Below are 11,465 nucleotides of genomic sequence, written 5' to 3'. Positions count from 1 at the left end.
ACGCGTTGACTCCGCCCCAGGAGGCCCAGACACGCTGCGTTGTCAGACGAGAACCCGGACGGGATACTCCAGCGGGTCGGGGAAGGGCCTCAACCGCCCGTCGGCCGTCGATGGGGCGGGTGATCCAGCGACGACCGACGGATCGAGATTCACAGAAGGCCGCCGGTCGAGTCGTCCTGCCAGGTCACCAGTTGACGGCGACGTACTTGGTCTCCATGTAGTCGAGCATCCCCTCGTGGCCGCCCTCGCGGCCGATGCCGCTCTGCTTGACGCCGCCGAACGGGGCGGCCGGGTCGCTGACCAGGCCGCGGTTGAGCCCGACCATGCCGGCCTCCAGCCGCTCGGTGATCCGCAGGCCGCGCGCCAGGTCGCCGGTGTAGACGTAGGAGACCAGACCGAACTCGGTGTCGTTGGCCAGCCGGATCGCCTCGTCCTCGTCGTCGAAGGAGACGATCGGCGCCACCGGCCCGAACACCTCCTCGCGCAGGATCGGCGCGTCGGGATGGACGTTCACCAGCACGGTCGGGTCGTAGTAGAAGCCGGGCCGGTCGGGCCGGCCGCCGCCCACCAGGGCCTTCGCGCCGCCGTCGAGGCTGCCGCGCACCAGGCTGTGGACCTTGTCCACGGCGTCCTGGTTGACCAGCGGCCCGACCTGGGTGCCCTCCTCGGTGCCGGGGCCGACCACCAGCGCCGACATGCGGGAGGCCAGCCGCCTGGCGAACTCGTCGGCGACCGGCGCCTCGACGTAGAACCGGTTGGCCGCCGTGCACGCCTCACCGGCGTTGCGCATCTTGGCGATCATCGCGCCCTCGATCGCCGCGTCCAGGTCGGCATCGGCGAACACGACGAACGGGGCGTTGCCGCCGAGCTCCATCGAGGTGTTGACCACCTGGTCGGCCGCCTCGCGCAGCAGCACGCGGCCCACCTCGGTGGAACCGGTGAAGGACAGCTTGCGCACCCGCGGATCACGCAGCATGGCCGACACCACCGCGCCGGAGCGGCGGGCGGGCAGCACGTTGACCACGCCCGGCGGCACCCCGGCCGCGCTCAGGATCTCGGCCATGGCCAGCGCGGTGAGCGGCGTGTCACTCGCGGGCTTGAGGATCATGGTGCAGCCCGCGGCCAGCGCGGGCCCCATCTTGCGGGTCGCCATCGCGGCCGGGAAGTTCCACGGCGTCACCAGCACGCAGACGCCGACCGGCTGGTGGAACACGACGATCCGGTTGGCGCCCGACGGGGCCGTGGTGAGCTGTCCCGCGCCGCGCACCGCCTCCTCGGAGTACCAGCGGAAGAACTCGGCCGCGTACGTGACCTCGCCGCGCGCGTCGGGCAGCGCCTTGCCGTTCTCCAGCGAGATGAGCTTGGCCAGGTCCTCGGCCCGTTCGGTCATCAGCTCGAAGGCGGCGCGCAGGATCTCGGCCCGCTCCCGGGGGGCCGCGGCCGCCCAGGAGGCGGCCGCCGCGTGCGCCGCGTCGACGGCGGAGATCGCGTCGTCGGCGGTGCCGTCGGCCACGGAGGCGATGACCTGTCCCGTGGCGGGATCCAGCACGTCGAACCGGCCGCCGTCGCCGGCCGGGACCGCCTGGCCGCCGATGTAGAGCTCGGTGAGCATGATCGTGTCTTCCTTTCCGTACGGGTTGGGGTGGTCATGAACGCTGGCCGAGACCGTCGTCCACCGCGACGTCCTCCGGTTCGAGGTCCAGCCCTGAGGCGGCGGCCTGCAGGTCGAGCAGGACGGCGAAGTCCTCGTCCGCCCGGCCCGCGCCGACGCTGGCCTGGATGAGCTGCGCGGTGAGCGCGGTGACGGGCATCGGCACGTCCAGAGCGCGGGCGGCGGTCAGGCCGAGGTCGAAGTCCTTGCGCAGCAGGATCGGGGTGAACGTCGGCGTGTAGTCGAGGTGCACGAACGCCGGGGACTTGTAGCGGGTGAACGCCGAGCCCATGACGCTGTCGTTGAGGAACCCCAGGAAGGCGTGCCGCTGGACGCCGCCCTTCTCGGCCAGCACGGTGATCTCGGCCAGCGTCTGGGTGACCACGCCCAGCATCAGGTTGTGCGCGATCTTCACCAGGCGGGCGGCCTCGCCCTCTCCCACATAGGTGACCGACTTCCCAAGGGGCTCCAGGAGATGGGCGACCTGGTCGTAGGTCTCCCGGTGGCCGGACACCACCAGGCTGAGCGCACCGGCCCGCGCCACCTTGGGGTTGCCACTGACCGGCGCGGCCAGATAGGCCACGCCCCTCTCCTCACAGGCCCGGCGCACCTCGGCCGACGACTCCACGGACACGGTCGAGGAGTCGATCACGACCCCCGGCAGCTCGTCACCCGTGAGCAGCCCGTCGTCGCCGAGCAACACCTTCTCCAGGACGGACGCCGTGGAGACCATGGTGAACACCACGTCCCTGTCGCGCAGCGCGCCGAGCGACTCCGCGACCGACGCGCCGTGCTCCTTGAGCGGCTCCGCCTTGGCGATGGTGCGGTTCCAGGCGGTCACGTCCACACCGGCGTCGGCGAGCCGCGCGGCCATGGCGGCTCCCATGCGGCCGGTCCCGATCCAGCCGACCCGGGGCGTTGTCGAATCAGTCATCGGAACTCCTCGGTGAGCGGTCGGACGCCGGGCATCGTCCGGCGTCCGGGCGCTCGCTCTACCTGGAACGTGTCCCGTGTGAATGTGGGCAAACCGTCAGGTGACCTCTCGCAGCGTCCCGATCAGGGCGTCGATCTCCTCCGCCTGGCCGGGCAGCAGGTCGCGCAGAATCCGCAGCGCGTGGACGATGCCCTCGCTCACGTTGCCGGGGCGGATCCGTGTCTCGCTCTCGAAGATCTTCGAGGCCTCGGCGTGGTCCCCGAGCGCGGCCAGGTAGACGCCCAGGTTGAGCCGGGCGTCCCCGTACGTGTCACCACCCGCCACCTCCCGGGGGACGCGGGAGCCCTTGCCGCGTGGCCCTGGCTGAACTATCGTCTGGACACGTGTCCAACAATGCGCTGACGGAGCCCACCCGGCGGCGGCTGACGCACCGGCAGGCCGACACCGTGCGCCGGCTGACCGACGCGGCCGTCGAGGAGCTGCGCGAGAGCGGCTTCGACGGGCTGACCGTCCGCAACGTGGCCCGCCGGGCAGGCGTGGCACCGGCCACCGCCTACACCTACTTCTCCTCCAAGAACCACCTCGTCGCCGAGGTGTTCTGGCGCCGCCTGAGCGCGCTGCCGCCGCTGGAGCCGGCGGGAAACCCGGCCCAGGCCGTCGCGGTGCTGCGCGAGATCGCGCTGCTGGTCGCCGACGAGCCGCGGCTCGCCGCCGCCTGCACCGCCGCGCTGCTCGGCGACGACCCCGACGTGCAGGAGCTGCGGCTGCGCATCGGCCTGACCATCCGCCGCCGGCTGCGCGCCGCGCTCGGCCCCGACGCCGACCGCAAGGTGCTCAACGCGCTCGAAGTGGCCTACGCGGGCGCCCTGGTGCAGGCCGGGATGGGCCACATCTCCTACCACGAGACGGCCGACCGCCTGGCCGAAGTCGCCGAGCTGATCGTGAGGTAGCCCGCGTGGACCCGGTCTCCTACAGCCCGTACGACTACGCCGTGCACGACGACCCCTATCCCGTCTACGCCCGGTTGCGGCGGGAGGCCCCCCTCTACCGCAACGACGACCTCGACTTCTGGGCCGTCTCCCGCCACGCCGACGTGGCCGCCGCCTTCCGCGACCACCAGCGCTTCTCCAACGTCAACGGCGTCTCGCTCGACCCCAGCGCCTGGGGGCCCGCCGCGCACCGGACGATGTCCTTCCTGGCCATGGACCCGCCCTCGCACACCCGGATGCGCGCCCTGGTCGCCAAGGGGTTCACCCCGCGCCGGGTGCGCGAGCTGGAGGGCGACATCCTGCGGCTGACCCGCCGCCACCTGACCCCCGCCGTCGCCGCGGGCGAGTTCGACGTGGTGGCCGACTTCGCCGGGAAGCTGCCGATGGACGTCATCTCCGAGCTGATGGGCGTCCCCGAGGCCGACCGCGACGAGCTGCGCCGGCTGGCCGACCTGGTGGTGCACCGCGAGGAGGGCCTGACCGACGTCCCGCCCGCCGGGATGGAGGCGGCGCTCACCCTCGTCGGCTACTACGAGCGGCTGGTCGCCGAGCGCCGCGCGAGACCGGCCGCCGATCTCACCTCCGCGCTGCTGGCGGCCGAGGAGGGCGGCGACCGGCTGACCGAGGAGGAGATCATCGCCTTCCTGTTCCTCATGGTGGTGGCCGGCAACGAGACGACCACCAAGCTGCTGGCCAACGCGCTCTACTGGGGCCGGCGCAACCCCGCCGAGCTGGCCAAACCCTGGAAGGACCCGGCCCGGGTGACCGACTGGGTGGAGGAGACGCTGCGTTACGACCCGTCCAGCCAGATCCTGGCCCGCACCGTCGCGCACGACACCGAGCTGTACGGCACGGCCGTCCCCGCCGGGAGCCGGCTGGTGCTCCTCATCGGCGCGGCCAACCGCGACGAGCGCGTGTTCCCCGACCCCGGCCGCTACGACCTCGACCGCGACACCTCCGCGCTGATCAGCTTCGGCGGCGGCCGGCACTTCTGCCTGGGCGCCAACCTGGCCAGGCTGGAGGCCCGCGTCGCGCTGACCGAGTTCGTCAGGCAGGTCCGCTCCTTCGAGCTCGACGCCGGCCAGGCCGTGCGCGTGCACTCCGTCAACGTCCGTGGTTTCGCCCGACTGCCCATTTCCGTCACCCCCGCCTGAGGATCGAGCTGCCATGCCGCGCTTCGAACCACACCCCTCACGCCGTCCCGCGCTGGTCACCGGAGCCTCCTCCGGCATCGGCGCCGCCACCGCCACCCTGCTCGCCGCCCGCGGGCACCCCGTCGCCCTGGGCGCCCGCCGCGTCGAGCGGTGCCGCGAGCTCGCCGAGACCCTGGCCAAGGACGGCGCCGAGGTGTTCGCGCACGTCCTGGACGTCGCCGACTCCGGTTCGGTCGAACGGTTCGTGGCCGCCTCGGCCGCGGCGCTCGGCGCCCCCGAGATCGTCGTCTCCGGCGCGGGCGACGTGAGCGCCGAACGCGTCCACGAGCTCGACTCCGCCGGATTCGCCGCCCAGCTCCAGGTGCACCTGGTGGGCGCGCACCGCCTGGTCTCCCAGGTCGTGCCCGGCATGGTGAAGAACGGCCGGGGCGACGTCGTCCTCGTCTCCTCCGACGTCGTACGGGCCCCGCGTCCCCGCATGGGCGCCTACGTGGCGGCCAAGAACGGCCTGGAGGGCATGGCCCGGACGATGCAGATGGAGCTGGAGGGCACCGGCGTGCGGGTCTCGCTCGTCCGCCCCGGTCCCACGATGACCGGCATGGGGATGGACTGGGACCCCGAGACGACCGGGGAGGTCCTGGAGGACTGGGTCAAGTGGGGCCTCGCCCGCCACCCGTACTTCCTCAAGCCGGAGAACGTCGCCGCGGTGATCGCCGCCGTCGTCGAGACGCCGCGCGGCACCCACCTGACCCTGGTCGAGGTCCAGCCGGAGGCGAGGAACCGATGACGGAACCCCAACGCGTCTCCGGCGGCCCCGACCACCTGGAGGAACTGCGAGCCGACCCGATCGGCCTGATGCGGCGGGTGCGCGAGGAGTGCGGCGCGGTCGGGGAGTTCCGGCTGGCCGGGCGGCCGGTCGTGCTGCTGTCGGGCGCCGAGGCCAACGAGTTCTTCTTCCGCGCTCCCGACGAGGAGCTCGACCAGGCCGGCGCGTACCCGTTCATGACGCCGATCTTCGGCGAGGGGGTCGTCTTCGACGCCACGCCCGAGCAGCGCAGGGAGGCGCTGCACAACCAGGCGCTCAAGGGCTCCTACCTCAAGGGCCACGCCGCCACGATCGCCGCCGAGGTGGACCGGATGGTCGCCGGCTGGGGGAGCGAGGGGGAGATCGACCTGCTCGACTGGTTCGCCGAGCTGACCATCTACACCTCCTCCGCCTGCCTGATCGGCAAGCGGTTCCGCGAGCAGCTCGACCGGCGCTTCGCCGAGCTCTACCACGACCTGGAGCGCGGCACCGACGCGATCGCCTACGTCGACCCGTACGCCGACATCGACAGCTTCCGGCGGCGCGACGCCGCCCGCGTCCAGCTGGTCGGCCTCGTCGAGGAGATCATGGCCACCCGCACCGCGCCCGCCCGCGAGGACCGCGACCTGCTCGACGTGCTCATGTCGCTCGGCAGGTTCTCCGCCGACCAGATCACCGGGATGTTCATCTCGATGATGTTCGCCGGGCACCACACCACCTCGGGCACCGCGGCCTGGACGCTGATCGAGCTGCTGCGCCACCCCGAGATCATGCGCGCGGTGGTCGCCGAGCTGGACGAGCTGTACGCCGACGGCTCAGAAGTCAGCTTCCAGGCGCTGCGCGAGATCCCGCTCCTCGAATCGGCCGTCAAGGAGGCGCTGCGCCTGCACCCGCCGCTCATCCTGCTGCTCCGGGTGGCCCGGTCGGAGCAGCGGGTGCTCGGCCACCGCATCCCCGAGGGGACCATGGTCGGCTGCTCCCTGGCCGTGTCCAACCGGATCGCCGAGGACTTCCCCGACCCCGACGCCTTCGACCCGTCGCGCTACGCCAAGCCACGCGAGGAGGACCTGCTGCACCGGTGGACCTGGGTGCCGTTCGGCGCCGGGCGGCACCGCTGCGTGGGCGCCAACTTCGCGATGATCCAGCTCAAGGCGATCTTCTCCGTGCTGCTGCGCGACTGGGAGTTCGCCCTGGCCCAGGATCCCGCGTCCTACCGCAACGACCATTCCAAGATGGTGGTCCAGCTCGCCCGGCCGTGCCGGGTGACCTACCGCAGGAGGCGGCCGTGCGGGTGAGCGTCGACCTCGACCTGTGCCAGGGCCACGCCCAGTGCGAGCTGGAGGCGCCCGAGGTCTTCGAGGTGCCGAAGAAGGGCAAGGTGCGCGTCCTCGCCCCGCACCCGCCCGAGACGCTGCGCGACCGGGTCGAGGCCGCCGTCCGCTACTGCCCCACCCAGGCGATCCTGCTCAAGCCGAAGGAGTGACCGCGCCATGCCCAGCTTCCCCCGCAGTGAACTCGACGAGATGGTCCAGCGCTGGCTCGACGCCAACCGCCGGTGCGAGGAGGCGGGCGACTGGCGTCCGCTGGCCGAGCTCTACACCGAGGACGCCACCTACGGCTGGAACGTCGGCCCCGGCCAGGACTTCATGGCGGTCGGCCGCGACGAGATCCGCGACCTGGTCCTGGGGTCGGAGATGGGCGGTCTGGACGGCTGGATCTACCCGTACCAGAGGGTCCTCGTCGACGACCGCGCCGGCGAGGTGGTCGGGTTCTGGAAGCAGATCGCCGACGCCGAGCGTCCGGGCGGTGGCGCGTACGAGGTGGCGGGCATCGGCGGCAGCTGGTTCCGCTACGGGGGAGACTTCCGGTGGTCGTGGCAGCGCGACTGGTTCGACCTGGGCAACGTCACCTCGCTGTTCGTCGAGATGATGAAGGCGGGCACCCTGTCCGAGGGTATGAAGCGCCGCCTGGACCGGGCCGCCTCCGGGGAGAGGATCCCCGGCTACTACCCGCGGGGCGAGTCGCCGGTCCCGCTCTGGTGAGCCGGTCAGGCGGGGATGTGCGTCGCGCTGTGGCGAACCGGTCAGGCCGGGACGTGCGTCGCGTTGTGGTGGACCGGTCAGGCCGGGATGTGCGGCGTGCCGTCGCGCATCGGCGGAAACCTGAACCTCGCGGCCGTGGTGCCCCGCGTCATCCGCGTGATCTCGGCCTCGCCGACGGGCTCGGTGTCGTCGGCGATGATCACTTCCCAGCGGCAGTGCGGCACCCGGCCGGCGGGCGCCCGGGGCGGCCGGTGCACCGGCCGGATCCGGGCGCGCGGGTTCACCGCCTGGGCGGTCCAGTCGAAGGTGCCGTCCTCGATGTGGTGGCACATGCCCCGGGTCGCGCGCTCGCCGAACGGCTCCACGTCCAGCAGCGCGCCGCAGCTGCGCAACTGGAAGAAGCCGTGGGTCTCCGAGACGAGCTCGTACTCCACGTCCATGTAGTGCTGGGCGAAACCGGGGTCGAGCTGCAGGCACTTGAAGATGGCCGACACCCCGTCGCCCTCGATCCGCATGATCTCGCGGATCCGCTGGGTGTAGACGGGGCTGGCGCCCTGCCACTCGTCGATGGCGATCTCCTCCACGACCTGCTGCCCGTAGCGCAGGCCGACGGTGATCAGCGCGGACCGGTCGAGCAGATGGACGATCAGCGCGTACTCGCGGACGAGCCGTACCAGGGCTTCTTTGGACAGATCCTCGAACCGGAAGTTCGGATCGAATTCTCCGGAATAGTCCTTGCGCTCCGTCATGCGGGCAACTGTAGTCTGGACAGGTGTCCAGAACAACCGGTCGCTTGTTTGGCGACCTCTCGCCCCTCCTGATCGGCGGGGAGCTGGTCTACGGCCCCCGCCGGTTCGGCACCCTCGACCCGGCGACCGGCGACACCCTGGGAGAGGCCACCGACGCCGCCCCCGCCGACCTGGACCACGCGATCGCCGCCGCCCGCCAGGCCTTCGACTCCACCACCTGGGCCGCCGACCCCGCCTTCCGGGTGCGCTGCCTGCGCCAGCTGCACGGCGCGCTCACCCGCCACGCCGAGGAACTGCGCGAGCTCACCATCGCCGAGGCGGGCGCGCCCCGCTTCCTGACCCACGGCGCGCAGCTCGACGCGCCCGTCGCCGACCTGGCCTGGGTAGCCGACCTCGCCGAGGACTACCTCTGGGAGCACGACCTCGGCCGGGCCGCGCCCATGGGCGTGACCAGCAAGCGCCGCGTCGTCCGCGAGCCCGCGGGCGTCGTCGGCGCCATCACCCCCTGGAACTTCCCCCACCAGCTCAACCTGGCCAAGCTCGGCCCGGCGCTCGCCGCGGGCTGCACGCTCGTCCTCAAGGCGGCACCCGACACGCCCTGGTGCGCCGCCGCGCTCGGCCTGCTCATCCGGGAGGAGACCGACCTGCCGCCGGGCGTCGTCAACATCGTCACCGGCGCCGACCACGCCCTCGGCGCCCGGCTCTGCGCCGACCCACGCGTCGATCTGCTCTCCTTCACCGGCTCGACCGCTACCGGGCGCACGGTGATGAGCGCCGCCGCCGGCACCGTCAAGAAGGTCTTCCTGGAGCTCGGCGGCAAGTCCGCCTTCGTCGTGCTGGACGACGCCGACCTCGCCGCCGCCTGCGGCTACGCCGCCTTCGCCGCCGTCACCCACGCCGGTCAGGGCTGCGCCATCACCACCCGCCTCCTCGTCCCGCGCGAGAAGTACGCCGAAGCCGCCGACCTCACCGCCGCCACCATGCGCAAACTGGGCACCGGAGACCCGCGCGACGCACGCACCGTCTGCGGGCCGGTCATCTCCGCCCGCCAGCGTGACCGCGTCGAGGCGTACCTCACGCTCGCCGCCGAGGAGGGCGGCGAGTTCGTCACCGGCGGCGGCCGTCCCGAGGGCAGGGACCGCGGCTTCTGGATCGAGCCGACCCTGGTCGCCGGGCTCGCCCCCGGCTCCCGCACGGCCACCGAGGAGATCTTCGGCCCCGTGCTCGTGATCCTGCCGCACGACGGCGACGACGACGCCGTCCGCCTGGCCAACGACTCGCCCTACGGCCTGTCCGGCGCCGTCCACGGCAGCCCCGAACGGGCCCGCGCCGTCGCCCGCCGGCTGCGCACCGGCACCGTCAGCGTCAACGGCGGCGTCTGGTACTCCGCCGACATGCCGTTCGGCGGCTACAAGCAGTCGGGCGTCGGCAGGGAGATGGGCGTGGCCGGCTTCGAGGAGTACCTGGAGACCAAGGCGATCGCGGAGGGGGTTCGATGAACCGGTTCGACGGCAAGGTGGCCATCGTCACCGGTGCCGCGCAGGGCATTGGCAGGGCGTACGCGCGGGCGCTCGCCGCCGAGGGCGCCGCCGTCGTGGTCGCCGACCTCAGCGAGCGCGGCGCCGCCGTCGCCGACGAGATCAAGGGCCTGTACGTGCGCACCGACGTGTCCGACCCCGGCTCCGTCGCCGCCATGGCGGACGCCGCCGCCGAGCGCTTCGGCGGCATCGACTACCTGGTCAACAACGCCGCCATCTTCGGCACCATGCGGCTCGACTTCCTGTTCACCGTCGACTGGGACTACTACAAGCGTTTCATGGCGGTGAACATGGACGGCGCGCTCCTCTGCGCCCGCGCCGTGCACGCCCACATGGCCGAGCGCGGGGGAGGGGCGATCGTCAACCAGTCCTCCACCGCCGCCTGGCAGTACTCCGGCTTCTACGGCCTGGCCAAGGCCGGGGTCAACGCCCTGACCCAGCAACTCGCGCACGAGCTCGGCGGCATGGGCATCAGGGTCAACGCCATCGCCCCCGGCCCCATCGACACCGAGGCCAACCGGACGGTCGTGCCCGCCGGCATGGTCGACCGGATCGTCCGCGACAAACTGGCGCTCAAGCGTGTGGGCACCCCGGACGACCTGGCCGGCATGTGCCTGTTCCTGCTCTCCGACGAGGCCGCCTGGATCACCGGGCAGATCTTCAACGTCGACGGCGGCGAGGTGTTCCGGTCATGACCTACGGCTTCGTCGGGCTCGGCCAGATGGGCGCCCCCATGGCCCGCCACCTGGTCGAACTCGGCCTCACCGTGCACGACACCCGGCCCGAGGCCGTGGCGCCGCTGGTCGAGGCGGGCGCCCGCGCGGCGGAGGACCCCGCCGAGGTGGCCGCCGCCAGCACGCACGTCTCCGTCATGGTGCGCGACGACGACCAGGTCCGCGACGTCGTCACCGGCCTGCTGCCCGCCGCCGCCCCCGGCACGGTCGTCGCGATCCACTCCACGATCCGCGCCGGCACCGCCGCCGACCTCGCCGGGCGGGCGCTGCCGTACGGGATCGAGATCGTCGACGCGCCGGTCAGCGGCGGCTTCATGGGCGCCCAGGAGGGCACCCTGGCCGTCATGGCGGGCGGCACCGACGCCGCCTTCGCCCGCTGTGAGCGGCCCTTCGCCGCCTGGGCCGGCCTGGTCCTGCACATGGGCCCCGTCGGCGCGGGCACCCGCGCCAAGCTGGCCCGCAACCTGCTGCACTTCGCCTCCTTCGCCGCCGCCGCCGAGGCGCAGCGGCTGGCCGAGGCCGCCGGCGTCTCGCTGCGCAAGCTCGGCCGGGTGGTCAGGCACTCCGACGCCGTCACGGGCGGCCCCGGCGCGATCATGCTCCGCCCCACCACCGCGCCCCTCGACCCCGGCGACCCGCTGTACGAGATCATGGGCAACGTCCTCGCCCTCGGCCACAAGGACCTCGACCTCGCCCTGGAGCTCGCGGCCGAGCTGGGCGTCGACACCCCGCTCGCCACGCTCGCCCGCGCCCGCCTCGCCGCCGGCCTGGGCCTGGAACAGCCGGACCTGACCGGCCTGAGCGGCGAGACGGGCGGGACATGACCCACCTGGGCCGGAAGAGCGTGTGGGCGATGACCCACCTGAGCT

The 11,465-nt window shown here is 72.6% G+C and carries 13 protein-coding genes; 9 read left to right on the top strand and 4 right to left on the bottom strand.

From position 1 onward, the window contains the following. Positions 1–184: 184 nt before the first annotated feature. The 3 genes from AB0I38_RS31770 to AB0I38_RS31760 all read right to left on the bottom strand — a co-directional run bounded on the left by AB0I38_RS31770 (position 185) and on the right by AB0I38_RS31760 (position 2,909). Complete coding sequence (locus AB0I38_RS31770) at positions 185–1,612, bottom strand: NAD-dependent succinate-semialdehyde dehydrogenase (protein WP_358487983.1); 1,428 nt, start codon at positions 1,610–1,612, stop codon at positions 185–187. Between the two features lie 34 nt (positions 1,613–1,646). Beyond that, positions 1,647–2,585 carry an NAD(P)-dependent oxidoreductase gene (locus tag AB0I38_RS31765; RefSeq protein ID WP_358487978.1) on the bottom strand — a complete coding sequence of 313 codons (939 nt, stop codon included), beginning with the start codon at positions 2,583–2,585 and terminating at the stop codon, positions 1,647–1,649. 96 nt (positions 2,586–2,681) lie between these two features. Further along, the gene (locus tag AB0I38_RS31760) at positions 2,682–2,909 is read right to left on the bottom strand and encodes a hypothetical protein (RefSeq protein ID WP_358487973.1); all 228 of its coding nucleotides are present in this window, start codon (positions 2,907–2,909) and stop codon (positions 2,682–2,684) included. 59 nt (positions 2,910–2,968) lie between these two features. On the opposite strand from AB0I38_RS31760, the gene AB0I38_RS31755 reads away from it, so the two are divergent. Genes AB0I38_RS31755 through AB0I38_RS31730 form a run of 6 tightly spaced genes read left to right on the top strand, consistent with a single transcriptional unit; the run spans position 2,969 to position 7,575 of the window. Beyond that, positions 2,969–3,535, top strand: coding sequence for a TetR/AcrR family transcriptional regulator (locus AB0I38_RS31755; protein WP_358487970.1), 567 nt, complete (start codon positions 2,969–2,971; stop codon positions 3,533–3,535). A 5-nt stretch (positions 3,536–3,540) separates the two neighbouring features. Continuing rightward, positions 3,541–4,728: a cytochrome P450 gene (locus AB0I38_RS31750; protein ID WP_358487961.1), complete on the top strand. Its 1,188-nt coding sequence runs from the start codon at positions 3,541–3,543 to the stop codon at positions 4,726–4,728. 13 nt (positions 4,729–4,741) lie between these two features. After that, positions 4,742–5,515, top strand: coding sequence for an SDR family oxidoreductase (locus tag AB0I38_RS31745; RefSeq protein WP_358487957.1), 774 nt, complete (start codon positions 4,742–4,744; stop codon positions 5,513–5,515). Continuing rightward, complete coding sequence (locus tag AB0I38_RS31740; RefSeq protein ID WP_358487954.1) at positions 5,512–6,828, top strand: cytochrome P450; 1,317 nt, start codon at positions 5,512–5,514, stop codon at positions 6,826–6,828. The genes AB0I38_RS31745 and AB0I38_RS31740 overlap by 4 nt, the downstream gene beginning before the upstream one ends. Further along, entirely contained in the window at positions 6,819–7,016 is a 198-nt protein-coding gene (locus AB0I38_RS31735) for a ferredoxin (RefSeq protein ID WP_358487951.1), read from the top strand. Before AB0I38_RS31740 ends, AB0I38_RS31735 begins: the two co-directional genes overlap by 10 nt. 7 nt (positions 7,017–7,023) lie before the next feature. Continuing rightward, positions 7,024–7,575 carry a nuclear transport factor 2 family protein gene (locus AB0I38_RS31730; RefSeq protein WP_358487947.1) on the top strand — a complete coding sequence of 184 codons (552 nt, stop codon included), beginning with the start codon at positions 7,024–7,026 and terminating at the stop codon, positions 7,573–7,575. 77 nt (positions 7,576–7,652) lie between these two features. On the opposite strand, the gene AB0I38_RS31725 is transcribed toward AB0I38_RS31730, so the two are convergent. Next, positions 7,653–8,324: a hypothetical protein gene (locus AB0I38_RS31725; RefSeq protein ID WP_358487941.1), complete on the bottom strand. Its 672-nt coding sequence runs from the start codon at positions 8,322–8,324 to the stop codon at positions 7,653–7,655. A 44-nt stretch (positions 8,325–8,368) separates the two neighbouring features. Between AB0I38_RS31725 and AB0I38_RS31720 the strand changes: the two genes are divergently transcribed. Genes AB0I38_RS31720 through AB0I38_RS31710 form a run of 3 tightly spaced genes read left to right on the top strand, consistent with a single transcriptional unit; the run spans position 8,369 to position 11,420 of the window. Then, positions 8,369–9,823 carry an aldehyde dehydrogenase gene (locus AB0I38_RS31720; protein WP_358487938.1) on the top strand — a complete coding sequence of 485 codons (1,455 nt, stop codon included), beginning with the start codon at positions 8,369–8,371 and terminating at the stop codon, positions 9,821–9,823. Continuing rightward, on the top strand, positions 9,820–10,557 hold the full coding sequence (locus AB0I38_RS31715; protein WP_358487933.1) for an SDR family oxidoreductase: 738 nt from the start codon (positions 9,820–9,822) through the stop codon (positions 10,555–10,557). The genes AB0I38_RS31720 and AB0I38_RS31715 overlap by 4 nt, the downstream gene beginning before the upstream one ends. Then, complete coding sequence (locus tag AB0I38_RS31710) at positions 10,554–11,420, top strand: NAD(P)-dependent oxidoreductase (RefSeq protein ID WP_358487930.1); 867 nt, start codon at positions 10,554–10,556, stop codon at positions 11,418–11,420. Before AB0I38_RS31715 ends, AB0I38_RS31710 begins: the two co-directional genes overlap by 4 nt. The last annotated feature ends 45 nt before the right edge of the window (positions 11,421–11,465 follow it).

Origin of the sequence: Nonomuraea cavernae (assembly GCF_040655715.1) — a bacterium.
Taxonomy (GTDB): Bacteria; Actinomycetota; Actinomycetes; order Streptosporangiales; family Streptosporangiaceae; genus Nonomuraea; species Nonomuraea cavernae_A.
This window is presented reverse-complemented; position numbering and strand designations above follow the sequence as displayed.

What these genes read in the sequence shown, in the direction of transcription:
- AB0I38_RS31770 (WP_358487983.1), bottom strand. Translation starts at nt 1,612, where the DNA reads ATGCTCACCGAGCTCTACATCGGCGGCCAGGCGGTCCCGGCCGGCGAC.
- AB0I38_RS31765 (WP_358487978.1), bottom strand. Translation starts at nt 2,585, where the DNA reads ATGACTGATTCGACAACGCCCCGGGTCGGCTGGATCGGGACCGGCCGC.
- AB0I38_RS31745 (WP_358487957.1), top strand. Translation starts at nt 4,742, where the DNA reads ATGCCGCGCTTCGAACCACACCCCTCACGCCGTCCCGCGCTGGTCACC.
- AB0I38_RS31740 (WP_358487954.1), top strand. Translation starts at nt 5,512, where the DNA reads ATGACGGAACCCCAACGCGTCTCCGGCGGCCCCGACCACCTGGAGGAA.
- AB0I38_RS31730 (WP_358487947.1), top strand. Translation starts at nt 7,024, where the DNA reads ATGCCCAGCTTCCCCCGCAGTGAACTCGACGAGATGGTCCAGCGCTGG.
- AB0I38_RS31725 (WP_358487941.1), bottom strand. Translation starts at nt 8,324, where the DNA reads ATGACGGAGCGCAAGGACTATTCCGGAGAATTCGATCCGAACTTCCGG.
- AB0I38_RS31715 (WP_358487933.1), top strand. Translation starts at nt 9,820, where the DNA reads ATGAACCGGTTCGACGGCAAGGTGGCCATCGTCACCGGTGCCGCGCAG.
- AB0I38_RS31710 (WP_358487930.1), top strand. Translation starts at nt 10,554, where the DNA reads ATGACCTACGGCTTCGTCGGGCTCGGCCAGATGGGCGCCCCCATGGCC.